Raw genomic sequence first — 23813 nt, forward strand, 5'->3', positions numbered from 1 at the left:
ACTCAGAAATGGGCTCCTGCAGCACCATTGGCAACGCCGGTCTTAGCTTGTCGGGGCCGTGCCGCCAAGCATAGCACTGTCTCGTTTCTGCCTCCACGCTCCGCGCCGCGCGCTGTGGAGGACTCAGGATGACTGGCTGGTAGCATTGTCTCAGAACCAAGTTGCGCTTCCCAAACTCCGGGAATAGGGATTTTACCCAGTAGCACGCAGACGGGGTCTTGCACTACACTGTCGCCGCAGCGAGCAACCTCACAAAAGGAGAGACCTATGGATATTGGACTGCTTTTCCCGTTTCGTAATCCGCCGCAATGGCGGAAACCCTTTCCGCAGTATTACGCAGAGCAGCTCAAACAAATGCAGATTGCCGAAACCTTGGGCTTTGACACCATCTGGCTGACTGAACATCACTTTGCTGAGGACGGATACTCACCCTCGCTCTTGCCGATTGCTGGTGCTGTCGCGGCTATGACCAGCCGTGTGCGGATCGGTACGTTTCTCCTGTTGCTGCCGTTGCACAACGCGGTTCGTGTAGCTGAAGATGCAGCGACGGTGGATATTCTGTGCAATGGCCGTTTCGACCTCGGGCTTGGCCAGGGGTACTCCCCGGCAGAGTTTGAAGGGTACGGCATTTCGCGCAAAGAACGAGCGTCGCGTCTGGAGGAGGGCATCGAGGTGATTCGTGGAATGTGGACCCAAGATCCCTTCTCCTACCAAGGAAAACACTACAACCTGAAGAACATCAGCATGGTTCCGAAGGCTCCCCAGACGCCGCACCCGCCATTGTGGATCGGTGCAGGCACGAGAAAGGCTGTGGGGCGGGCTGCGCGCCTTGGTTGCCATTTCTTGGGCAGTGGCGATGCCAGCTCGCAGGCGATTTATGATGAGGCCCTCAAAGGCTACGGGCGTGACCCCAAGGACTTTCATGCCGCCCAGCTTCGCTGGGTCCATGTTGCGCCAACATATGAAGAGGCCTGGAGCGATGTCCAGCATCATTTGCACTACATGCTGAGCCAATACGGTGGTTGGGTAGCGGCAGCCAAGGATTTTCCCGGAGCTGAGAAAGCTGCTCAATTACCTCCAGCCACCGAACTACGAAACGTCACCGAGCAGTTGATTGGCCGGCCCATCGTTGGTTCACCCGACCAAGTCGGACGGCAGATCGAAGCCATGACCAAGAGCATTAGGACCACACATCTAGTTATGGGAATGCACCTGCCTGGCCTTGACCCAGCCAAGAGTCAACGCTCGATGGAGCTGTTTGCCAAGGAGCTGATGCCGAGCCTGCATTGATGTCAACTCCTCGTGCCGTCGCCGCGGAGTACCTCACCCCTGTCCCCTCTCCATGACTGGAGAGGGGTAAACGGCTGCGGAAAATCCATGCATACCGGAAGAGCGTGCGCACAGCGCACGCTACCCTGACTGTGCCAATGTCTCGTGGTTCGATTTAGAGCAACGACTTCATCTCGCTAATGACCTTGGTGATGCTGTCCTTGGCATCGCCAAACAGCATCATGCATTTCTCGTCGTAGTACAGCTCATTATCGACGCCTGCGAAGCCAGGTCGCATGCTGCGCTTCAATACGATGATCGACTTCGCCCGTGCCACCTCAAGTATCGGCATGCCATACAACGGGCTCGCTTTGTTGCTTTTCGCCGCAGGGTTCGTCACGTCATTGGCGCCGACCACCATGACGATATCTGTGTCTGGGAAGGAAGGGTTGATTTCCTCCATCTCGCACATTTGCTCATAGGGCACATTGGCTTCGGCAAGGAGCACGTTCATATGTCCCGGCATACGGCCAGCAACTGGATGGATAGCGTATCGCACATCGACATCACGCTCACGCAGGATGTTCCCCAGTTCTGCTACTGCATGCTGGGCCTGCGCCACTGCCATACCGTAGCCTGGAACGAACACTACACTGCGTGCGGTTTCAAATAACACTGCGGTTTCCTCCGCCACGATACTCCGTATCGTCCCCTTTGCTTCGGCTGCGGCGGCAACGTCTGCTTCTGATGCCTGGCCGAAAGCGCCGAACAGGACGTTAAAGGCAGAACGATTCATTGCCCGACACATTAACAGTGCAAGCAAAAACCCTGACGTGCCATCAAGCGAGCCAGTGATGATCTGAATTTTGTTCGACAGCACAAAGCCCATCGCCGCATCTGCCAAGCCACCATAGGAGTTGAGGAGGGCGATCACCGTGGGCATATCCGCGGCACCGATAGGAATAACCAGTAGTAAGCCAAAAACGAATGACAGCGCGACCATCACATAGAAGAATGGCGTCGCCGCTTGCGTAATGATGAGGTACAACGCCGACAGGACAATCACACCTAAGAGCGCAAAGCTCAGCATGTTTTGTCCTTTGTATGTGATCGGTCGACCCGGCATCAGTTCTTGGAGCTTGGCCGCCGCGATCAAACTTCCTGTGAAGGTCAGCGCGCCGACAACCACCTCGAAGTTCAATGCAACAAGCGTCGTACGACTCAGCTCTCCCTGATAGCGGAAGTATTCAGAAATACCTACGAGACAGGCGGCCAAGGCGCCGAGCGAGTGCGAGAGTGCCGTACGCTGGGGAACCGCGGTCATCGGGATACTCAAGCCGAGCCATGCGCCGATTGCTGCACCAATAGTGAAGCCCAAGAAAATCCAGCGATAGGTAACGACGTGATGATGGAACAGCGTGCCTACCACCGCGATAAACATACCGAGGGCGGCCAAGCCCATTCCCGTCCGCGCCCATTTCGGCGAACTCAACCCTTTCAAGCCGAGAATGAACAGGATTGCTGACACAATGTAGGCGTACCGTAACATGGTCTCAGCCACGTGCTCGCGCACGTATTCGCCCATTGCCATGCCTGCCGGTTTGGTGATGAGGATCATGAGGTAGATCACAACGAGGCCAGCCAGCACGCCGCCAAAGGCTTGCAATTCGACAGGGCGCTTTTTCCCATCGGCTTGCTGGTCGGCAGTCTTGAACATGCGCAGCATGCGGTCAGAGATCAGAAATCCACCGACGGCGTTGGTGGATGAGCAGAGGACAGCAATGAACCCCAGCATCGTGCAGATCCAACCGTTGGGTACGTTGCTATAGTCGCTACCTGCGACCACGACAGAGCCAACCAGCGAAATCGCCGCGATGGCGTTGGTCGCCGACATCAGTGGCGTATGCAGCAGCGGCGGCACCCGGGTAATAATGTGATAGCCGAGAAACCCGGCAAGCATGAATATATACAGGCCGACTTCAAGTTCCGTCGTCACGCTGACCTCCTCGCAGCCACCGCTGCAGCCACTGCTTCATTGACAATCGTTCCGTTGTGCGTTACGCACGCACCCTTGATCACTTCATCATCGAACTGCAGCGCCAATGCCCCATCTTTGACAAGCTCGCGCAACAATTCGGTCACGTTCCGGGCATAGAGTTGGCTTGCATGGATCGGCATCGTCGCCGGCAAATTCGTCGGGCCGTGAATTGTCACTCCATGTTTTACGATGACCTGGTCTGGTGCGGTTAGCTCGCAATTACCACCTGCCTCGGCAGCGAGGTCGACAATCACGGACCCCGGCCTCATACCTGCGACTGTCTCCTTGGTGATTAGTTTCGGTGCGGGGCGGCCCGGTACCAAGGCGGTGGTGATGATGACATCAAAGTCCTTGCTGCGCTCGTTGAGCAACTCTTGTTGCCGACGAGCAGCGTCTGCGGAAAGCGCCTTGGCATAGCCACCCTTGTCCTCTGCATCTTTCACGCCGAGGTCAAATTCGAGAAACTTGGCACCAAGGCTTTCGACTTGCTCCTTCACGACTGGTCGCACATCGTAGCCCCACACCTGTGCACCCAAGCGTCGTGCTGTCGCGAGTGCCTGCAACCCCGCGACACCGGCACCAATCACTAACAGACGTGCCGCAAATACCGTTCCTGCGGCGGTCATCAGCATGGGAAAAAACTTTGCCAGTGACTCTGCGGCGATCAACACCGCTTTATATCCAGCAATGTTCGCTTGTGAGGAAAGCGCATCCATCTTCTGCGCACGACTGATACGTGGAATACCTTCCATGCCAAAGCTGGTGATGCGTCGCTCTGCTAAGCGTTGGACGATATCCCCTGCAGTGAGAGCCTGGAGCAGGGATATGAACACTGTTCCTTCGCGGAGCTGATCAACTTCCGCGAGGGTCGGTTTCTGTACTTTGGTAACGACGTCAGCTTGACTACAGAGAGTCCGTGCATCGGGAACGATCTGCGCGCCCACTTTGACAAAGGCGTCGTCAGCATGAAACGCGCCCTCGCCAGCTCCTGCCTCTACCAATACCTCTAGCTTGCTCTTGACTAAGCCAGCCACTGCGTCCGGAGTAAGCGCAACACGACGCTCCCCCGGTGTTACCTCTTTGGGAACTCCAATCTTCATGCAACCTCCAATGGCGACCCGAATGGGTGACAGCTTTGCCGCCGCAACGTACACTTGGCGCGTTGACGCCTGTCAAATTCCGCCCACCTGTGGCGTTGTTGAGAGATAGGTGCGGGCTCGCATCACGAAGCGCAATCGTGGCGCATTGCCGCTATGGCTGGTGTTTGCCGCACTATGGGCCGACCGCGACGAGTCTGCACCCGTCACGGTCGGTTCGGCATCTCGTGGTGAGCTGATCCCGAGGTTATATAACTTGTTGACATTGTCAAAAACAATCTTGTGTGTGACGTCGACCGGCACGCCTGCAAAGTTGTCTTTGATCACTTGCAGCGAGTGAGGGAAGGTCGAATCTGCATGCGGGAAGTCCGATGCCCACATGTAGTTATCCGCACCGAAAAACTGCCATGTCCCTGGGCCGAGCGGATCATCTTGGAACGTTGCCCACACATTGCGTTTCACATACTCACTCGGTTTGAGTGGTAATTTCTTCGCATTGGCCACCTTGGCATGGACATGATCAAGCCGATGCGCCCAATTGGGAATCCACCCCACGTCGTTCTCCGCGGAGACCATCTTGAGATTTGGAAAGCGCTCAAACACACCGCCATACACCATGCGCGTGAGGCATTGCTCGACAACATGGACCACGTGGATTTGCAGATCTGCCTGGGTTGGCATAGCCGACGTCAAAGGCATGCCTGACACTAACGGTTTGTGGAGCGAAATTGGCAGTCCAGTCTCAGAACACACGCGCCACAGCGGGTCAAAATGCTCGTCACTGTAGGGGCGGTCAATCGTGTCGGAGGCAAGAATCAAAACTCCCTTGAGGCCTAGCTTTGCGCAGCGTTCGATCTCCGTGACATCGGGCAGTGCTTGCAAGGTGTACATGCCAATGCCGGCCAACCGGCGTGGGCTGTGCCTGCAGAATTCCGCAAGCCAGTCGTTATACACACGTAACGCCGCCTGCTGCAGCTCGATATCTTTCATATTCAACAAGACGATACTGAGGCTCGAATAGAGCACCTCAGCGACGACCCCATCGAGGTCTTGATCTTTCAAGCGTTCGACCGGGTCCCAGCCACTCGGTCGGGCTGCTTCGTAGCCTTTTTTCATGTGTTCGCGCAACTCGTCACCGCTGCGGCCAGCGGCGAAGGTCCCCGCGACCGCAAGCGGATGAATGCCGGGCGCGACAAACAGATAGGCTGGGCCATTGGGTTTCTCGTTTTTGATCACTCGTGGTGCATCGTCACGGTACTTGCGGTCGAGGCGCTCACGCCACAGGTCACCCGGCTCAGTCATGTGTGAATCTGCGGAAATCACTTTTTGCATAGTCATGTCATAGCTCCTTCAGTCTGCTATTTACCGGGGTGCACCACCTGGCCTGGCAAAATGCCTGTATGACGGTGACCCTCGTATAGCACTTGGCCATTGACGATCGTGTACGCAATACCCTCAGCTTGCGTTACTAAGCGCCGTCCGCCGCCGGGCAGGTCATGGCGAATCCCTGGACGCTCAGGAGAGCTGATGGTCGTGAGATCGAAAATTGCCAAGTCCGCCGCTAGTCCAGTGCGCAAGACTCCACGGTCCGTAATGCCAAAGAACTGGGCCGGTTCTGAGGTTATGCGTTGAACGGCGCGCTCGAGTGAAATCGCTTCTTTATCGCGGACGTAGGTCCCTAACAGATAGCTTGGGTATCCGGCATTGCACAGCATGTCGACATGCGCCCCACCATCAGAGATACCGATCAACGTGCGAGGGTCATTAAACTTCTTGCTGACGCGTTCCTCGTCGATGTCAAGCAACGGGATCATATAGTCGACAGTGAGATCGTCTTCCACGGCGATGTCGAAAAATGCTTCCAGTGGGTCCACGCCGCGCTCCTGAGCGATCTGGGCGATACTTTTCCATTCGGTTGATTTGAGTGCTGGGTTGGCGACTTCTTTCACTTTCGTGCGTTCCCACATGTTGTGATAGACTGTCCGTCGTTGCAGCTCCCCGCCAAACGCACGGCGAAAGTCAGCGCTGGCATACACTTTCTTTTGCGCTGCGTTTTCCTTGTCACTAAAGATGGGTTTCATGCAGTCCATGCTGGCAAACAAGAAGGGATTACGCAAGTTGAATTCAACGATCAGCGGGCGCACGGCTACTTGTGGGCGACAGCCACGCGCGAGTAAGGGTGCTACCTTTTCTAATGTCTCGTTCCACGCTGTCGGCGCGTCGTCACGGTCGCGCAAATTCAGCCACGTGACCGGTCGACCACTTTCTGCGGAGAGGAGGTCAAGCAGGGCATATTCCCGATCTGACACGGTGCTTGGTTGTTTAGTCAACGCAACCTCGATGGTCCCACTGCCGCGCTCGCGCAGGATGCTGGCATAGGAACGCAACTCATCGTGACTGGCGAGACGACACGCTAGTGGCTGGGCCTTGTAGCCGAGGTGTTGTGGCATCACTGTGAGTGAAAAGCCCAACGCCCCAGCATTGAGCGCATCGCTCAACAGCGAGCGGATCTGTGAGGTCTCTGCGGCAGTCGCTTCACGCCCCATCGCATCATCGCCCATCACGAAGTGGCGAAACGGTGACAACGCCGCGAGGAACCCGACATTGATCCCCACTCCCCGTTGCGCCGCGGCATTCATGTACTGCGGAAAGCTTTCCCAATCCCAGGTCAGGCCGCGATTCAGTACCTCGTATGGAATGGCTTCGACGTGCACGAGGTTCCAGGTGGCAACGTCACGCTCGGCGGGTTTGCACGGCGCCAGGCCAACTCCACAATTGCCGACGATAACGGTCGTGACCCCATGCCATGACGAGCAGGTGACGAGCGGGTCCCAGCAAATTTGTGCGTCGTAGTGTGTATGTGGGTCGATAAAGCCAGGCGCGACAACCAAATCGCTGGCGTCGATTACGTTCTTTGCGCCAGAAGAGATAGTGCCAATGTCGGCAATTTTACCGTTCTGCACGGCTATGTCGGCGCGATAGCGGGGTGCGCCGGTACCATCGACGATCATGCCATTCTTAATTAGTAGATCGAGCATCTGGACCCTCCTTTATGGCAACGTGATGCCGCCTTTGGTTTAGCGGGAAAGCATGTCATCTGGCAAGAGAGCAGGTGGAGACCCGGTCGAGTCGTGCAACCGGCGTGAACTGGTCGCGCTGTTCTACCGCGCCACACCTCATAATGCTTCTCCTTTACATTGCCTGTGGAATTGTCTTACACTGCAGGGCAAAGGAGGGGCTCACATGTCATATGATCTCATAATTAAAAACGGTATGGTCGTTGATGGTCTCGGCACGGCACGACGACGTGCCGATATTGCAGTCGCCAACGGCAAAATCGCTGCTATTGGTAACATCACTGACAGTGCAAAGAAGACGATTGACGCAGGAGATTTAGTCGTCGCTCCAGGCTTCGTTGATCCACACACTCACTATGATGCGCAGATTTGTTGGGATCCGTTGCTGTCGACGTCGTCGTTGCACGGCGTCACATCGGTTGTCATGGGCAACTGCGGTGTGGGGCTTGCGCCGTGTAAGCCGGCTGTCCGTGAGATTGCCGCTTGGGATTTGGTCAATGTCGAATCGATTCCTATTGACGTCTTGAACAAGGGGATCAAGTGGGAGTGGGAAACGTTCCCCGAGTACATGCAAGCTGCGCAGAAGCGCGGCACTGGGGTTAACCTCGGTTTTTTGGCGCCGCTCACGCCGTTCCGACACTACGTCATGGGTGAAGAGTCAATGGACCGCGCAGCGACGGCAGCCGAGACCGCGCAAATTAAGGCGCTTCTCAAAGAAGCCGTCACCGCAGGTGCCTTAGGTTTCACCACGACGGCCATCCCGCAACACATTGGCTATAAGGGGCGACCGCTGGCTTGTCGCCAGGCCAGCCGTGACGAGCTCAAAGCCTATTCCAACGCCCTCAAGGAACTGGGGAAGGGGTCGATTGAACTCGCGCTGACTTCTACAGTTTGTGAACTCTCTGAGGAAGAATATGGCCTGCTTGATTTATTGCTGACCGAAAGTGGCCGACCAGTGACATGGCTAGCCGTGGTCAGTCGTGACGACAAGCCAGAGGCCGGCGTTGAGTTGCTGAATCGTGCGGACCCGTTGATTCAACGTGGTGGCGTACCGCAGGTGACCTGCCGTCCGTTAGTCATTCAGATCAATCTGCGCAATCCGTTTATCTTTGCCAACCAGGCCTCGTGGAACCCGGTGTTCAACCGTCCGGTTGAAGAACAGATGAAGGTCTACCGCGATCCACAGTTCCGCCAGGCGTTCCGCAAAGAATTGGAAAAACCGCGCATCTTCTCTGGTCGCTGGGAGCGACTGGAAGTGAAAGAGGTCACCAACCCAGCCATGAAGTCACTGGAAGGTAAGACCGTGGCTGAGATTGCCAAGATGCGGGGCAAGGATGGACTCGATACGTTCCTTGATCTCGGGCTCGAAGACACTCTCAACATCGAATACATTATCGTCATGTTCAACGGCAACGACGATCTGATCCCGGAATTGATTAACGATCCACGGACGATGGTTGGTCTTTCTGACGGCGGTGCACATGTCGATATGCTGTGTGACGCTGGCTATTGTACCTATTTACTCGGGACCTGGGTACGAGACAAAGGCGCGATGAGCCTAGAATATGCCGTGCAGCGGCTGACATCTGAACCGGCGAACTTCTTTGGCCTGCGAGATCGGGGGCGCCTGGCTGTTGGTATGGCGGCAGACATCGTGCTTTTCGATTACAACACCGTTGGGTCAGGTCGCCGGCCAGAGATGCGCTATGATCTGCCGGGCAGTGGACGCCGATTGGTCATGCCCGCGCGCGGCATTCACAGCACGATCGTGAACGGCGTGGTGCTGTTTGAGGATCAAAAGCATACCGGAGTACTGCCGGGCCAGGTGCTGCGGTCCTAATGTTGCGTTACAGCGGATGTCGTCATGTCGCGAGCAGCCGGCATGACGGCAGCGCCGCGAAAGCGTCACGATTAGCTGTTCAGGATGGACTACTACCGTAGTGGTGGAGTGGATCCATGCACACAATAAGACAGGTCATCTTTCTCACAAGTCTTCTGACGTGGGCCTTCATGAGCACTCTCAGTTGGGGAGCCAGCGACCATAGCGGTGAGTCACGCTCATGGAAGACCGTCCAGGAACTGTCTCCTGAAGAACTTGCTCACGTCGACTTTCGGACTGAGACCCCACGGCAGACGGAGTACCCTTATCTTCCTGCTGAACCCTATCCCTTTACAGCCCCATATACCCCTGAGGAAATGGGGTATCGGATGATGGAGTTCACCCAGCGGCCGCGTTGGTCGTGTGCGTTAGCGAACCTCTTTGGTTCGATCTCGAGCGAGGGCGCGCTGCTCGGTACCGGTCGGGCGGTCAATCTTATTTTCTATCCTGGGGATCAGGGTGTAGGTCTGGAGTTGAACCGCCATCCAGGTGAGGAAGTCTATCGGCAACTCACGCAACAGCTCTTTCCACCTGAATCCTATACGTCGCAAACCTTGGTGATTCGTTATCGCACCGACAAAGACTACGTGAAGAAGGAAGATATGTTTTCCTATTCACCGACGTTGCGGCGGGTGCGACACCAAAATTCGTGGCGACGGAACGACCGCTTTCCACAAATGGCGATGACATTAGACGATGCCTCAGGCCGCTCGGCATGGGAATATGACTGGAAGTTACTAGGGACCGATATCCTATTTGAAACGGTGCGGTTCCCGACCACCCGCCCTACTGTCTCTATAACCGAAGCAGACGGCACGCATCGCGAGAGACCAGCCAAGGATCTGAGGTTGATGGGTGATGACTATCCGTACTACACGCCGGGGGGTGGCGTGCGCTGCTATGTGGTCGAATCGCGAACACGTGAAGATTGGTTGCCAGATTATCATGCGTCGCGCGTCGTGTACTGGCTGGAGACGCATTCGTTCTTTCCCCTGCGCACGGAGACCTATGATCGCGACGGCAATCTGAGCCGGATCGAGGTGCGGTTGACCAAAATGGTGAACAACGCGCTGGCAGAGCGCGGCTACAGTCCATTCATTCAGATCTATTGGGATGTTGCCTCGGATATCCTGACCTATAACATCCGTGACGGTGTGCGCCTGATGCAGTGGTCACCAGCGGATGCACTGACGTTCTTTAGCCCTGATTTTATGCGACGACAGTGGTATCTAGTCCCACTACGCAGTTACTTGGGAGTGGAACGACCTGAGGAGTTCTATCTTCGTCCGAGCCTGGACTTGGGCAAGTTTCCCGAGCACCGTTCGATCAAGCTGCCCGACGCGTTGGCGGCACGCATCAGAGCGCAGGATGAAGCGGGACGGTTAATCTTTACCGGCCAGAGCACCGCGGTTGCCCAGCCAGACCAAGAGCGAGCAACGGCAAAGAAGTAGGGGAAGTGGGCAACAGGAACACGTGGCTTGTGACCGCGACCTCGCCTCAAGAAGGGAGAGTGCCATGATTGTACAAGCACGCAAGAAGCACAAAGTCGTGACCGAAAAGAATGTTCCAATGAAGACGCGGGACGGAGTGACGCTCTATGCTGATGTCATTCATCCTGACGAGCCCGGCCGTTTCCCGGTGCTGCTGAGCCGTACCCCTTACAGCAAAAAAGGCCTGGATGATCCCAATGGCCCGAACTATTTGTATGCACGTCATGGCTATATTTCGGTGATTCAAGATTGTCGTGGGCGCTTTGAATCACAAGGTGACTACGACACCATCTTTCAGGAAATTGCCGATGGCTATGACGCTGTCGAATGGGCAGCGCGGTTACCGTGGTCCAACGGTCGGGTTGGGACCACCGGGCAATCATACCTCGGCCTCACTCAATACATGATCGCATGTAACGACCCCATGCCCCCATCACTACAAGTGATGGCACCGGTTTCTGCATCATCGGACTATCATGCGAGCTGGATCTATCACACCGGTGGCGTGTCACTGTGGGGTTGGATGGTGCCGTACGCGATTTTCAAAGGCCTCAATACCCTGAAACGCCTAGGGCGTAACGACTTGTTCGAAAAGATGAAAGAGTATGTTGAAGGTGGAGAATTCCCTATCCCTCGCGAAACCCGCTTCGGGCTCAATGCCTTTACGCCGCTGACGGACAAGTGGTATCGGCATCTACCGATCAAGGACTGGGGTGAACTACTCAAGGAAACGGCACCATACATGGCCGATCACATCAAGCACGCCGACGACGGCGCCTACTGGTATCGCGCTAATGTCAATCGCCACGCGGCGAGCGTGAGCGTGCCCATGCTGCACGTCACGTCATGGTACGACATCTTCGGTGAAGGTGGCCCGGCTGCGTACCGGAGTATCAAGACTCATAGTCGCTTTGAGAAGGCGCGGGAAGGGCAACGCCTGATTATCGGGCCGTGGGGACACCTCTTACCGTACACGGTTCCCAGTTCGCGGGGAACCGGCGACATTGATTTCGGCCCGACCGCCTTGATTGATCTCAGTGAAACGTTGCTGCGCTGGTTTGATTACTGGCTCAAGGATGCTGATAACGGCATTGTTGATGAGCCACCAGTGATAATATTCACTCTTGGTGAGAATCGTTGGCAATCGTTGTCGGACTGGCCTCCGCCGAAGATGCGACACGTGCGCTACTATTTGCATAGCCACAAGGGCGCAAACTCGCTACGTGGCGATGGCACGTTGTCGACCCTCCCGCCCGAGAGCGAGCGACCAGACCAGTACGTGTACGATCCCAACGACCCGGCCCCCTCGTTAGGTGGGAACAATCTGACCATCGACATGGGTATACAAGATCAACGCCCGGTCGAAGAGCGCAACGACGTGCTAGTGTTCACCTCCGACCCGTTGGTCTCGCCACTCGAAATCACCGGACCGGTAACAGTTGCGCTGTGGGCCGCATCATCCGCAGTTGACACTGACTTCACGGCCAAGCTCGTCGATGTCCATCCCAGCGGATATGCGCAAAATCTGCTCGACGGTATCATCCGCGCTCGTTATCGTGATGATGAAAGCGCCCCGAAATTGATGGAGGCCAAGCGTCCATATCTGTTTACCATTGATTTGGGGGCGACGAGTAACGTCTTTCTCCCAGGGCATCGGATTCGTCTGGAGATTAGTTCGAGCAATTTCCCGCGTTTTGACCGCAATCTGAACAGCGGCGAAGCGTTCGGTGAGGGAACCAAAGGAGCGCCGGCCCAACAGACAGTGTTTCATCAGGGTGATATGGCATCGTACCTGCTGCTGCCGGTCATTCCGAGGTAACTGCACACCTTGTAGGGGCGCACGAGCTGTACGTCCCTACGCACGATCGGCTATCCCCCACTTACCTCACCATCTTGTCGCCTTTGGGTTGCTCGTGCCCAAGAATAGGATGTGGTTGATACGGTGCTTCAACGGCTGCCATTTCTTCTGCACTCAGTGTGATGTCGACTGCGGCGACGAGTTCTTGCAACTGTGTGAGCTTCGTCACGCCGATAATTGGTGACGTTACCCCAAGAGCTTGGAGAACCCACGCGCATGCGACCTGCGTCGGGGATACCCCTCGCTGTTTGGCAACTTTTTCAACCGCGGCGGCAACGGTGAAGTCATTCTCTTGAAAATAGGTGCGCTGGGCGAAGTCGTCGGTCGCGGCCCGCCTGGTTCTGTCACCCCCAGCGTCAGACGTGCGTTTGCCAGCGAAGAACCCGCGTGCCAATGGGCTCCACGGGATCAGTCCGACCCCTTGATCAATACAGAGCGGAATCATCTCCCGCTCCTCTTCGCGGTAGATCAGATTGTAATGATTCTGCATGGCGACGAAGCGGTGCCAGCCATGTTCCTTGGCGGTGTAGAGTGCTTTGGAGAATTGCCACGTCGCCATACTGCTCGCGCCGAGATACCGGACCTTGCCGCTGCGCACCAACGAGTCGAGAGCTTCGAGTGTCTCTTCCAGTGGCGTGGTGAAGTCCCAGCGATGGATCTGATACAAATCTACATACTCCATCTGCAGGCGGCGTAACGAATTTTCGCAGGCCTCGATGATGTGCTTGCGACTCAAGCCTCGGCGATTGGGGCCGGGGCCCATCGCGCCGAAGACTTTCGTGGCGACGACGATATCGTCACGTGCTGCCATCTCTCTGAGCCACTTCCCGGTGATCTCCTCACTGGCACCAACGGAATAGACATCCGCCGTATCGAAGAAATTGATCCCCGCTTCGAGCGCGGCTGCGAAGTGGTCCCGTGCCTCTTGTTCGTTCAGCGCCCAATCGCGACGCATCGCCCACGACGGTTGTGGTCCTCCACCGTAGGTCATACAACCGAAACAGAGACGCGAAACAGTAACCCCAGTATTGCCAAGTTTTTGATATTGCATACGACCCTCCTTCATAATTGCCACGAACGGCACGCTTCCCCTTTTGCGCTGCGCGCCGACACATCTGGTCCACCGCCGTGGATAGTACCCCAATGGCCCCCGTCAGTAAAGGAAAACGGCGAAACGTGCCAGGGGTACAGTCAGGCTCAGGAGCATACTCTGAACTGCACCTTGGTCACCAAGGGGGCGGGGGTGCTTGGCGGGGGTGGGTGCTCATGGTAGGCGTGTAGAAAATCATGTTGCGGCATGCCGGAAACGGCTCTGAACTCTCAGTGAGACATTTCTGGGGTGTCCGGTCACGGAGGAAGGTATGGCTGATGCAGTGTCGATGTTGAGGCAAGAGATCACCAAGCTTGAGCAGGAAGTTGCCAAACGGCGCCGGGCGCTCGCGTTGTTAGCCGCGAGGACGGCGCCTGCGAAGAGCGGGGGCCCGGCGCCGAAGAAAAACCCTACAGTGAAAAAAGCAGCGCCTCGACCGGCGACCGGGGCGCCGTCCCTGGCGAGTCGCATTATGACCTATATGGGTGCGAACAAAACGAGGATGTTGAGCAGTGCACAAGTCGCCCAGGCGTTGGCTAGGTCAGACAAGTCGGTGACACGGGACAATGTGCAGCGCCGCCTGGGCGAGTTATACAAAGCGAAGAAGCTGCGACGGGAGGACGGACGGTATGGGGCAGCGTAGAAAAGCCTCGCTTCGGTAATAAGGAAAAACAGGAAAAAGGAGGGATTCTCATGGATACAACAGAACTGGCAAAACAGATCACAGTGCTGCATGACGTTGAGGCGATAAAGAAGCTCAAGGCCGAATACTGTGACGTTTGCGATGACGATCACAACCAGGACCGGATCGTCAGCATCTTCGCTGAGGATGGCATTTGGGAAGGGAAGGGGATTGGCACGGCGAAGGGGCACGTGGAACTGCGCAAACTATTCAAGAGCTTTGCCGACCGGATCAGCTTTTCCCAGCACAACGTCTTCAATCCCCGTATTGAAGTGAAGGGAAACGAGGCGCATGGGACGTGGTATTTCCTTGGGCCTTTTACCTTCCGTAAAGATAACAAGCAGCTATGGCTCGCAGCCCGGTATGAAGACGATTACATCAAGATCAACGGGACCTGGAAGTTTAAACATCTTCGCGCCTTCGGTCGTATGGCCGCGCCCTACGAAGTTGGATGGGCGGCGCGCGAGAAAGTGGACGTGTTTTCGAATTAGGCGTCGGCGCGCAGGACGTTGACGGCTGCGCTCTGAGACGCGGAGTCGTCGCCGGGGTACCGCAAGCCCGCACCCCGGCGCAATTCGCTTGGGGTCCTCGACTACCTGCCTGGAAACTTCGGCGCACGCTTCTCGACAAAGTGTGCGACCACTTCCTTAAAATCTTCGCTGTGTAGGCTCTCTACCACGTCTGGAATCGAGGCATACAGGGTGGCGCCGAAATCCAGGTTCTGCGCACGGAAAACCTGGTTCTTCATCACCCGCATCGAGCGCGGCGACACCATCGTCGCCATCTCTAGCGCGTAAGCGCGAACCTCAGACATAAACGAATCAGCGGGAAACACTTTGTTCACCAGGCCCATCTGCAGGGCTTCTTCGGCGGTGATCTTGCGAGCGGACATGAGCAGATCGAGCGCATTCGGAAGCCCAACAATGCGGGGGAGTATCCAGTCGATGCCATGCTCAGCGACCAAGCCACGCCGGGCGAATGCGGTGGTGAAGATCGCAGTCTTCGAGGCGAAGCGCAGATCAGCATACAAAGAGATGACCAGCCCAATGCCCGCTGTTGCACCGTTGAGCGCAGCGATAATCGGCTTGGGTACGGTGGGGAAATAGGTATGGCGATAGGAGAATGCTTGTGGCAATTCCAGGCCACCCTTAATCGGCCCCGACGCATACGCCTCTGCTCGTGTCGCCGCCAAGCGCTCGGTGACAGCGTTGCCTTTGCCACGGCTTTGACTGGCTTGATTCAAGTTGCCCATGTCGGCCCCTGAACAGAACCCTCGTCCTGCTCCAGTGAGGATGATCACCCGAACATTGTCATCGGCAGTTGCCTGGGTCATGGCCTCGCGGACTTCGCGTTCCATCACCGTCGTCCACGCGTTGAGGCGGTCTGGGCGATTCAACGTCACCGTCGCAATGCGATCCTCTACTTCATAAACAATCTGTTCGTATGGCATAGAGTTCATCCTGTGCAATTGAAGGAGGCTGGTTGGGAGAATGTCTTTCTGAATCGGACCATAGAACTTTCGTACAGTTGGCGCAGCGCACGCTGCGCTCGCCTGCGTGAATTCCCGTGCACATGGCGCACGCTACAGCCTCTCCGGGGATAACCCGAAGTGTACCACTCTCGTGCGGGTTGATGGAGTTACTGGTGGACGAACCCCGCGAGCGGCGATTGTGTCATTCTGAGCGGAGCGAAGAATCTTTCCAAGAGACTCTTAGTTTCACTCAGAGTGACACATTGCAGGGGGACATTGTTGTGGTCGTTGTCAGCAGTTATACACCTGCCGGACGTTGTCACCGAGCACTTGCTGACGGGCCCGCTCTGGCATCTTGGCGGTCAGTTTCTCCAGTTCGCTGATGTAATGCCCCGTATGATCGGGGTGGGGGAAATCCGACGCCCAGAAGAATCGATCCGCACCGAGCAAATCAACCATCGCAGGCAGCGACTTCTCGTCAGGGTCAGCGGAAATCCACACGTTGCGTTTGAAATACTCACTGGGTCGCATTTTTAACCCCAGCGTACGGCCCATAAGGCTGTCGTAGAGCGCGTCCATGCGGTCAAGCCAATAACTTGCCCAGCCAGCGCCGACTTCGAGGATAATCAGCTTGAGCTTGGGAAACCTCTCAAAGGTTCCATATTGCATGAAGCTCGCGAGAGCGTGTCGCGCAGCATCAGAAGCAGTGAGGTTGAGAAAGAAATTACTTTTGCGGACATATTGAAGGTCGTAGCGCCCTGGTAACGCCCATTGTGGTTCCAGGGAAGGATGAATCCCCAACGGGACGTTGAGTTCCTGGGCTTTGGCAAACAACACATCATGGTCTGGGTGTGCGTGGGGTTTCCGCGTCATGACAAACTGTACGACCCACCCACCTTTGCATCCAGCTTTGACCGCGCGTTCCAGTTCTTCGGCAGCGGCTTTGGGATCACCGAGTGAGAGGTGGGCGACTGGAATCAAACGTCCGCCACTGTCTGCGCACCAGTCAACGATCCAGCGATTGTATGCGCGACACATCGCCTGTGCGTACTCGACATCTTCACATTCTGTTTCCCACACCAGACCGAGGCTCGGGTAAATGATTGCTGCGTCAAGGCCTTCTTTATCGAGGCGGTTGAGGCGCTCTTTGGCGTCCATTGCTCCCAGTAGATATTCCTCGCCGTAGTGTAGCTTGGGATTAAACTCGCCTTTCTCACGTGTGACTTGTCCCATCGACCCTAGTCCAGAAAAAGTTCCACCGCGACTGACCCGCGAAGGTTTGCCGCCGATCTCAATGTAGTCGTACCCCTGGTCGTCAACCTTTAAACGAACTGCAGTGGCGCGATACTTCGCTTCACAATACTTTTCCCACAAATCAGCAGCTTCGAGAATGTGGCCATCAGCATCGACGCCACCGGCGAACTTGATTTTACTGATACTTTCTTCCAAGATCCGGGCCATGTGTGTCTCCCTTCCTTAGCGCGGTTTATGTTGGACTCCAATTCTAACATGCTGAGAATGAACTATCACGTTGGCACTTCCCCTTATCGGTGCAACGCACATCTGGCACGGACGATACTGAACTGCGCGTCGGTTGACAAGGCTGGTGAAGTTAGCTCCGCATGCGTGACCTAGTCGAGCTCGCCAATTTCGCTTACAAGGAGTGAACATCTCAGACGAGAATGCCACCTGGAGAGTGACAGCAAGAAGGATGGGGACACGCTTACCGTTTTCTCTTGAGCGCGCGGCGCGCGGATCGAAAGCGCGTGCGGCGACGTTTCAGACTGCCCACGGAACCGTGCAAACGCCGGTTTTCATGCCGGTTGGCACCCAGGCCACGGTCAAAGGTCAAACGCTTGCGAGTCTCAAGGCCAGTCGGACACGTGTGCTGTTGGCGAATACCTATCACCTGCTGCTGCGGCCCGGACCAGCAGTCTTTCAGCGCTTTGGAGGGATCCATCGGTTCATGAATTGGGATGGCCCTGTGTTGACTGACTCTGGTGGTTTTCAGATCTTCTCCTTGCCGCATGCCCGGCACATGAACGAGGAGGGAGCGCAGTTCCAAAGTTACATTGACGGCGCGACGCACTTACTCTCGCCTGAGTCCAGCATTGCCACGCAACGTGCCATTGGCAGCGACATCATGATGGTGCTCGACCAATGTATTCCCTCCACAGCCTCGTATGACGAAGCTGAAACAGCGATGGCGCTTACCCACCGCTGGGCGGTTCGTTCGCTGCACGCTCGCGGTGAGGCGCCCGCCGCCTTGTTTGGTATTGTCCAGGGAGCATGCCACGCCGAGCTGCGCAAACGCAGTGCGGAGTTTCTCTGTACCTTGCCTTTTGATGGCCTAGCTATCGGTGGGCTCGCAGTTGGTGAGACGCAAAGCGAGCGTTACAGCATGACCGAGTTGGTAACCGACTATCTCCCTGAAGCATTGCCGCGTTATCTGATGGGCGTGGGTACGCCGCTCGACCTGTTAGAGAGCGTACATCGTGGCGTCGATATGTTCGACTGCATCATGCCGTCGCAACTAGCGCAGCGCGGTGTTGTGTTTACCTCGCACGGCAAACTGCGGTTGCGTCGCTCGGTGTATAAGTTCAGTGAAGAGCCGCTTGACACTCGGTGTGAATGCCTCGCGTGTCAGCACTATTCGCGTGCCTATCTCCACCATCTTATCAAAGCGAGCGAAGTCCTAGGGTGGCACCTGTTGGGCCTGCATAATTTGACCTTTTATCACCGACTAATGCGAGAGATGCGCGACAGGATTCTGCGCGGGGATTTTGCCGCTTACTATGAAACCAAGCGCGTCGAGCTGCTCCGCGATGATGCAGACAATCCGAGTCAGCCGCCCAAGCGGGTGAGGACGCGGCGATCCCCACGCTTAGGCGACTACGAGATTCACCAATCTGCGCAGGGCGTCTATAGCATCCAGCAGCGTAGTTCTGGCGAGGTCATGCACTCGGTGAATGATCCCAGTGAGGAGGCCAACCGCCTCTATATAGAGCAGTCGTGCTTAGCAACGAGATTAACCCGGCAAGAACCCGCCGAGCCTCTCGTTATCTGGGATGTTGGTCTCGGCGCGGCCTTTAATGCGATGGCGATCATTCGCTGCTTTGAATCGTGTCATACTGCTGCGCTTGGGTATCCTCCTAGGCCCATACACATTGTGAGCTTTGAGCAGGATCTCGATCCGCTGACCCTTGCTGTTCGCAATCCTGACTGCTTCATCCACATCCGTCACGCGGCACCAGTCTCTGTTCTACAACGAGGCCACTGGCAACACTCCTCCCAGTGCCTGAGGTGGGAACTCCGCCAGGGAGATTTTCCTCAACAGCTTGTTGCTGCTGCACGGCCAGCGATCATTTTCTACGACCCGTTCTCGTTCAAGACGGACACCGCGTTGTGGACCGTCGACATCTTTGAACAAATCTTTGCGCGATGCGAGGACGTTGGCGCTGAACTCTACACCTACTCCGCGTCGACTGCTGTACGAGCTGCTCTGCTCGCGGCAGGATTCTTTGTCGCAGAAGGTGTTGGCACCGGGCCCAAGTCTTCAACGACCGTGGCGTTCTCTCGCTCAGATGTCGCCAGAGTGCATCCTCTCAGGCCACAACTTCTTGGGTCGGAGTGGCTCACGCGCTGGCGACGCAGTCATGCCAAATTTCCGCCGTTGTTGGCAGCTGATGCGTACGCGAGAATTGAACGAGCGATAGAGAATCACCCGCAGTTTCGGGTGACGGACTGAATCGAAACGTACGCTGTTTAATCTGTGGATACCAACGTTGGCGCATGTCGCCGTACCTGCTGCACCATTTCCTCATCCGAAATCGAGGTGGTTCGACCTAAACGATACTGTCCGTCGACCCAGTCCGTGATCTGCAGCACGCTGCTCGCTTTCTTGTCGACCCGCTGCTTACTTGGCAGATTGAAGTAGGTATTGATCCACCAGGCCACTCCCGCTGTACCGGAGGTTTTGTCGACCGCGACACGGGGAGGACGGCCGAGCACTTTTGTGGTGTCGAAGATGTTGTAAATTTCCTCGTCCTTCAACGGCCCGTCAGCATGGATACCCGCACGCGTCACGTTGAAATCGCGCCCAACAAAGGGATAGTTCGCTGGAATGTGGTAGTTGATCTCTTGCTCAAAGTACTCCGCGATTTCCCGGATGACCGTTGTGTCCATGCCACTGGGGTCACCGGTGAGCGAGATGTACTCCATGACCAGGGCTTCCAGTGGTGGGTTGCCGGTGCGCTCACCATAGCCGAGCAGCGTGCCGTTGGCGTACATGCAGCCGTAGAGCCAGGCGGTAGAGGCGTTGACCAATACTTTATGGAAGTCGTTGTGGCCATGCCACTCTAAACACTCCGACGGGACGCCACACTCGCGCCGTAACCCTTGAATTAACTTGGGTACGCTACGCGGGAGCGCTGCATTGGCGAATGGTACGCCAAAGCCCATGGTGTCACAGACACGTACCTTGATGGGAATGCCACTTTCCTCACGCAGGCGCATCAGCTCAGTGACGAACGGAACAACGAAACCATAGAAGTCCGCGCGGGTCGCGTCCTCCAGGTGACACCGAATGCGAATCCCCGCGTCCAAAGCGTCTTTGACAACACCCAGATATTCGTCAAAGGCCTGCCGACGACTCTTCTTGAGCTTAAGAAAGATGTGGTAGTCCGAGCACGAAGTGAGGATCCCCGTTTCCTTGAGGCCCATCTCTTCGACCAACGCGAAGTCTGACTTGACTGCGCGTATCCATCCCGTGACTTCTGGAAATGTGTAGCCCAGCGCTAGGCACCGACGCACCGCTGCACGATCGACATCGGAATAGAGAAAGAACTCAGCCTGGCGAATAATTCCTTGAGGACCACCCAGCCGATGCAGCAGCGTGTAGAGATCGACAATTTGCTGCACGGTGTACGGTGGACGGGCCTGTTGGCCGTCGCGAAAGGTCGTGTCGGTGATATAGAACTGCGGTGCTGGGTCACACTCTTCACTAACACCATCGAAAACGATCTTCGGTACTGTGTCGTACGGGAACACGTCTCGCAGCAAGTTGGGTTCTGGCACATCCTGTAACTCGTAGTGGTGCGTCGTTCCCGGTCCTGCCATCAGTTGTCGCTTGCGTGCACTCCATGTGGCCATCCTGTGCCTCCTTCATGTGTCGCTTCGGCAATTGTAATAATTTACAATATATTGTCAACGTTGATTTATTAATCAATATGAAATATATTTCTCCAATCGACCTCAAGAAAGGAGCTTGTATGGCAGAGGCGCGTTATATAACTGCACGTGAGGCAGCTACCCTATTGAACGTCAGTATGCCCACGCTCTATGCCTACGTCAGTCGCGGGCTCATTCGCTCTGAGTCCGTGGAGGGGAGCGCACGCACTCGTCGCTATCGTCGCGAAGATGTGGAGCACTTACAGGAACGCAAAGATGTGCGGCGTAATCCAGCCACCGCGGCAGCGAAAGCGTTACATTTGGGTATGCCGGTGCTGGACTCGGCGATCACCTGCATAGCCGATGGCCACGTATATTATCGCGGGACCGATGCCGTGCGACTGGCAACGACATCCAGTGTCGAGCACGTCGCGGCATTCCTGTGGCTTGATAGAAGCGACCCCGACATCGGTAGCCTCTTTGCAGCGGGAGAATATAAGCTGCCGTCGCGCTGTACGGCAATGCAACGTCGACTGTCTGAGTTATTGACCGATTTAGCGCCAATCGAACGGTTTCAGCTGATGCTGCCGATGGCGGCCACGGAAGACGTTGCTGCCTATGATCTACAGCCATATGCAGTGGCCCAGACCGGCGCTCGCATCATGCGCCTCATGACGCTCATTACTGTCGGTCGGAGCAAGGGTGAACACGACCTCGTGCGGACATTGCAAGACGGCTGGATTGCAGACAACCCTAGCGCCGGCCCACTGTTGCGTAGTGCGTTGATCTTGTGCGCGGATCACGAACTCAATGTTTCTGCTTTCGCCGCACGTTGCGTCGCCTCGGCAAATGCAACCCCGTATGCGGTAGTGATGGCAGGACTTGCCGCCTTAACCGGCGCCAAGCATGGTGGCTACACGGATCAGGTCGAAGCCTTTCTTGCCGAAGTGGCAATGCCAGAACGAGCGAGTCAGGTGATCACCAACCGCTTGAAGCGCGGGGAGCGCCTGCCTGGGTTTGGTCATCAGCTCTACCCTGACGGCGACCCGCGTGCGGCAGCGCTTTTGTCACTCGTCGTGAAATCGCATGCTAAGACCGCTGGCGTCACTTTAGGAAAAGCGGTCGCCGCCCAAGTCGAGCGCAGCATCGGCCAGAAACCGACGATCGATTTCGCCTTGGCAGTCTTGGCGCATGCGCTGAAATTACCGCCCGGATCAGCACTGGCGCTGTTTGCCCTCGGACGCACGATTGGCTGGATCGCGCACGCGATTGAGCAGTATCAGCTCGATCAACTGATTCGACCGCGGGCGCGGTATATTGGTTCTGCACCGCAGGTTGAAGGTGTGTGAGGGTGGAGAGGCTACGGGCGCAGTGATAGGAGATGCATTTATAGGAGCGCACCGCTGTGCGCTCCTACGTTCGACACCATTATGCTCCGCGTCGTGCTTCATCCTGGGCAGTCGGACCCTGCACTTTGTACAGCTTCTGGCCGTTATCCCACAGAATCTTGCGGCGCACTGACTCTTCACAATCAGAGAGACCGCCTTTGATACGTGCATGGACCTCTTCACCATACAACGACGTCGGATGTGGGAAGTCAGTCTCAAAGAGAATGTTGTCAACGCCGACTTTGTCGATCAGTCGTCGCGGGGCGGTTTGCTCGAACCAATAACACGCGTAGACATTACGGGCGAAATACTGCGATGGCAGCATGTCGAATTCTGGCCGCTCTTCGGTGACGCTATTGCCCATGAATTGATAATCGAGCGCTTCGAGTGCGAAAGGAATCCAGCCAATGCCACTTTCCACGGAGACGAACTTGATCTTAGGATAACGAGCGAGCACGCCCGACATGATCAGGTCATTAAGTTGAATACCATTGCGCAGGAAAATGTTCACCGACAGTTCCGTGAAGGCTGCCATCTTTCCGTAGGCAGCCATTTTGTTCTGCAAGAGGCCCATTTCCATATTGCCCGAGCCGATATGGAAGCTAATGGGTAGATCGAGTTCACAGGCAACTTCCCACAACGGATCCCAATGCCGCTCCCCTAACAGTGGCTGTCCCCAGAATTGTGGTTCACCTGTAAAGAGGATGCCCTTGTGACCCATCGCGGCGCAGCGGCGTACTTCCTTCACGGCAGCGTTCACATCCCAGAACGGTGTCGACGTGATCGGCAGCAAACGACGCGAGTCAGCCGCTGCCCACTCGGTCTGCCAATCGTTGTAAATCTGCACGCACGTCAACATCAATTCAGGATCGTTGAGCTTCAAAAACTCCTGTGCGCCAAAGCCACCAACATTGGGGTACATGATCATCGCCCAGATGCCCATCTTGTCCATGTACTTCAGTCGCTCTTTGGCATCGTAGGCTCCGGGATGCATTTCTTCATAGTTCTTGGGCGGATTCTTGAAATTGCCTACTCCAGCGGTCGCAGTCAGCCCAGGACTTGCGAGCATTGGCGTACCCCCAACGATCCAGGACAATTTGCCATCCTTATCTTGCTCGATACGCGGCACCATGTCCTTCATCCTGGCTGGTGCGCGCTTAGTCCACAGGTCTGGTGACTCGGTGACATGCGTATCGACGTCGATAATGCTGTAACCACTCATAGATCGTGTCCTCCTTACTTTCTTTGTTGTAGTCTACCCTGTATCGAATGGCCCTGTACAGAGAGTCGTTGAACGATTTTATC

17 protein-coding genes are annotated in these 23813 nt (G+C 56.1%); 8 read left to right on the forward strand and 9 right to left on the reverse strand.

Annotated features, from left to right (window positions below; genetic code table 11):
* Nucleotides 1-132 precede the first annotated feature (132 nt).
* Nucleotides 133-1290, forward strand: coding sequence for an LLM class flavin-dependent oxidoreductase (locus tag FJ147_11900; protein MBM4256583.1), 1158 nt, complete (start codon nucleotides 133-135; stop codon nucleotides 1288-1290).
* A 154-nt stretch (nucleotides 1291-1444) separates the two neighbouring features.
* Here the strand turns inward: FJ147_11900 and FJ147_11905 are convergent, their stop codons facing one another.
* From FJ147_11905 to FJ147_11920, 4 genes are all read right to left on the reverse strand, one after another.
* Complete coding sequence (locus tag FJ147_11905) at nucleotides 1445-3265, reverse strand: NAD synthetase (GenBank protein ID MBM4256584.1); 1821 nt, start codon at nucleotides 3263-3265, stop codon at nucleotides 1445-1447.
* The gene (locus FJ147_11910) at nucleotides 3262-4407 is read right to left on the reverse strand and encodes a Re/Si-specific NAD(P)(+) transhydrogenase subunit alpha (GenBank protein MBM4256585.1); all 1146 of its coding nucleotides are present in this window, start codon (nucleotides 4405-4407) and stop codon (nucleotides 3262-3264) included. The genes FJ147_11905 and FJ147_11910 overlap by 4 nt, the downstream gene beginning before the upstream one ends.
* Before the next feature lie 72 nt (nucleotides 4408-4479).
* Nucleotides 4480-5742 (reverse strand): amidohydrolase, encoded by a 1263-nt coding sequence (locus FJ147_11915; GenBank protein MBM4256586.1) that lies wholly within the window; start codon nucleotides 5740-5742, stop codon nucleotides 4480-4482.
* A gap of 20 nt (nucleotides 5743-5762) precedes the next feature.
* A complete protein-coding gene (locus tag FJ147_11920) occupies nucleotides 5763-7442 on the reverse strand; it encodes an amidohydrolase family protein (protein ID MBM4256587.1) in 1680 nt (559 codons plus the stop codon).
* Between the two features lie 205 nt (nucleotides 7443-7647).
* On the opposite strand from FJ147_11920, the gene FJ147_11925 reads away from it, so the two are divergent.
* The 3 genes from FJ147_11925 (at nucleotide 7648) to FJ147_11935 (ending at nucleotide 12669) form a co-directional block, all read left to right on the forward strand.
* Complete coding sequence (locus FJ147_11925) at nucleotides 7648-9321, forward strand: amidohydrolase family protein (GenBank protein MBM4256588.1); 1674 nt, start codon at nucleotides 7648-7650, stop codon at nucleotides 9319-9321.
* Nucleotides 9322-9437: 116 nt separating this feature from the next.
* Nucleotides 9438-10811 carry an outer membrane lipoprotein-sorting protein gene (locus FJ147_11930; protein ID MBM4256589.1) on the forward strand — a complete coding sequence of 458 codons (1374 nt, stop codon included), beginning with the start codon at nucleotides 9438-9440 and terminating at the stop codon, nucleotides 10809-10811.
* Nucleotides 10812-10875: 64 nt separating this feature from the next.
* The gene (locus FJ147_11935) at nucleotides 10876-12669 is read left to right on the forward strand and encodes a CocE/NonD family hydrolase (GenBank protein ID MBM4256590.1); all 1794 of its coding nucleotides are present in this window, start codon (nucleotides 10876-10878) and stop codon (nucleotides 12667-12669) included.
* A 61-nt stretch (nucleotides 12670-12730) separates the two neighbouring features.
* On the opposite strand, the gene FJ147_11940 is transcribed toward FJ147_11935, so the two are convergent.
* The gene (locus tag FJ147_11940; protein ID MBM4256591.1) at nucleotides 12731-13759 is read right to left on the reverse strand and encodes an aldo/keto reductase; all 1029 of its coding nucleotides are present in this window, start codon (nucleotides 13757-13759) and stop codon (nucleotides 12731-12733) included.
* A 310-nt stretch (nucleotides 13760-14069) separates the two neighbouring features.
* On the opposite strand from FJ147_11940, the gene FJ147_11945 reads away from it, so the two are divergent.
* Entirely contained in the window at nucleotides 14070-14441 is a 372-nt protein-coding gene (locus tag FJ147_11945) for a hypothetical protein (protein MBM4256592.1), read from the forward strand.
* Between the two features lie 50 nt (nucleotides 14442-14491).
* A complete protein-coding gene (locus FJ147_11950) occupies nucleotides 14492-14971 on the forward strand; it encodes a nuclear transport factor 2 family protein (GenBank protein ID MBM4256593.1) in 480 nt (159 codons plus the stop codon).
* Nucleotides 14972-15072: 101 nt separating this feature from the next.
* Here FJ147_11950 and FJ147_11955 read toward each other — a convergent pair whose 3' ends face one another.
* Nucleotides 15073-15930 (reverse strand): enoyl-CoA hydratase, encoded by an 858-nt coding sequence (locus FJ147_11955; GenBank protein MBM4256594.1) that lies wholly within the window; start codon nucleotides 15928-15930, stop codon nucleotides 15073-15075.
* Between the two features lie 312 nt (nucleotides 15931-16242).
* Nucleotides 16243-17412 carry an amidohydrolase gene (locus FJ147_11960; GenBank protein MBM4256595.1) on the reverse strand — a complete coding sequence of 390 codons (1170 nt, stop codon included), beginning with the start codon at nucleotides 17410-17412 and terminating at the stop codon, nucleotides 16243-16245.
* A gap of 250 nt (nucleotides 17413-17662) precedes the next feature.
* On the opposite strand from FJ147_11960, the gene tgt reads away from it, so the two are divergent.
* Nucleotides 17663-19699, forward strand: a complete 2037-nt coding sequence (gene tgt, locus FJ147_11965) for a tRNA guanosine(34) transglycosylase Tgt (GenBank protein MBM4256596.1) — start codon at nucleotides 17663-17665, stop codon at nucleotides 19697-19699.
* 17 nt (nucleotides 19700-19716) lie between these two features.
* Here the strand turns inward: tgt and FJ147_11970 are convergent, their stop codons facing one another.
* On the reverse strand, nucleotides 19717-21069 hold the full coding sequence (locus tag FJ147_11970; protein ID MBM4256597.1) for a 2-isopropylmalate synthase: 1353 nt from the start codon (nucleotides 21067-21069) through the stop codon (nucleotides 19717-19719).
* A gap of 23 nt (nucleotides 21070-21092) precedes the next feature.
* On the opposite strand from FJ147_11970, the gene FJ147_11975 reads away from it, so the two are divergent.
* Nucleotides 21093-22469: a helix-turn-helix domain-containing protein gene (locus tag FJ147_11975; protein MBM4256598.1), complete on the forward strand. Its 1377-nt coding sequence runs from the start codon at nucleotides 21093-21095 to the stop codon at nucleotides 22467-22469.
* Nucleotides 22470-22548: 79 nt separating this feature from the next.
* Here FJ147_11975 and FJ147_11980 read toward each other — a convergent pair whose 3' ends face one another.
* On the reverse strand, nucleotides 22549-23730 hold the full coding sequence (locus FJ147_11980) for an amidohydrolase (GenBank protein MBM4256599.1): 1182 nt from the start codon (nucleotides 23728-23730) through the stop codon (nucleotides 22549-22551).
* Between the last annotated feature and the right edge of the window lie 83 nt (nucleotides 23731-23813).

It is taken from the genome of Deltaproteobacteria bacterium (genome assembly GCA_016874775.1).
Taxonomy (GTDB): Bacteria; Desulfobacterota; Binatia; order Bin18; family Bin18; genus VGTJ01.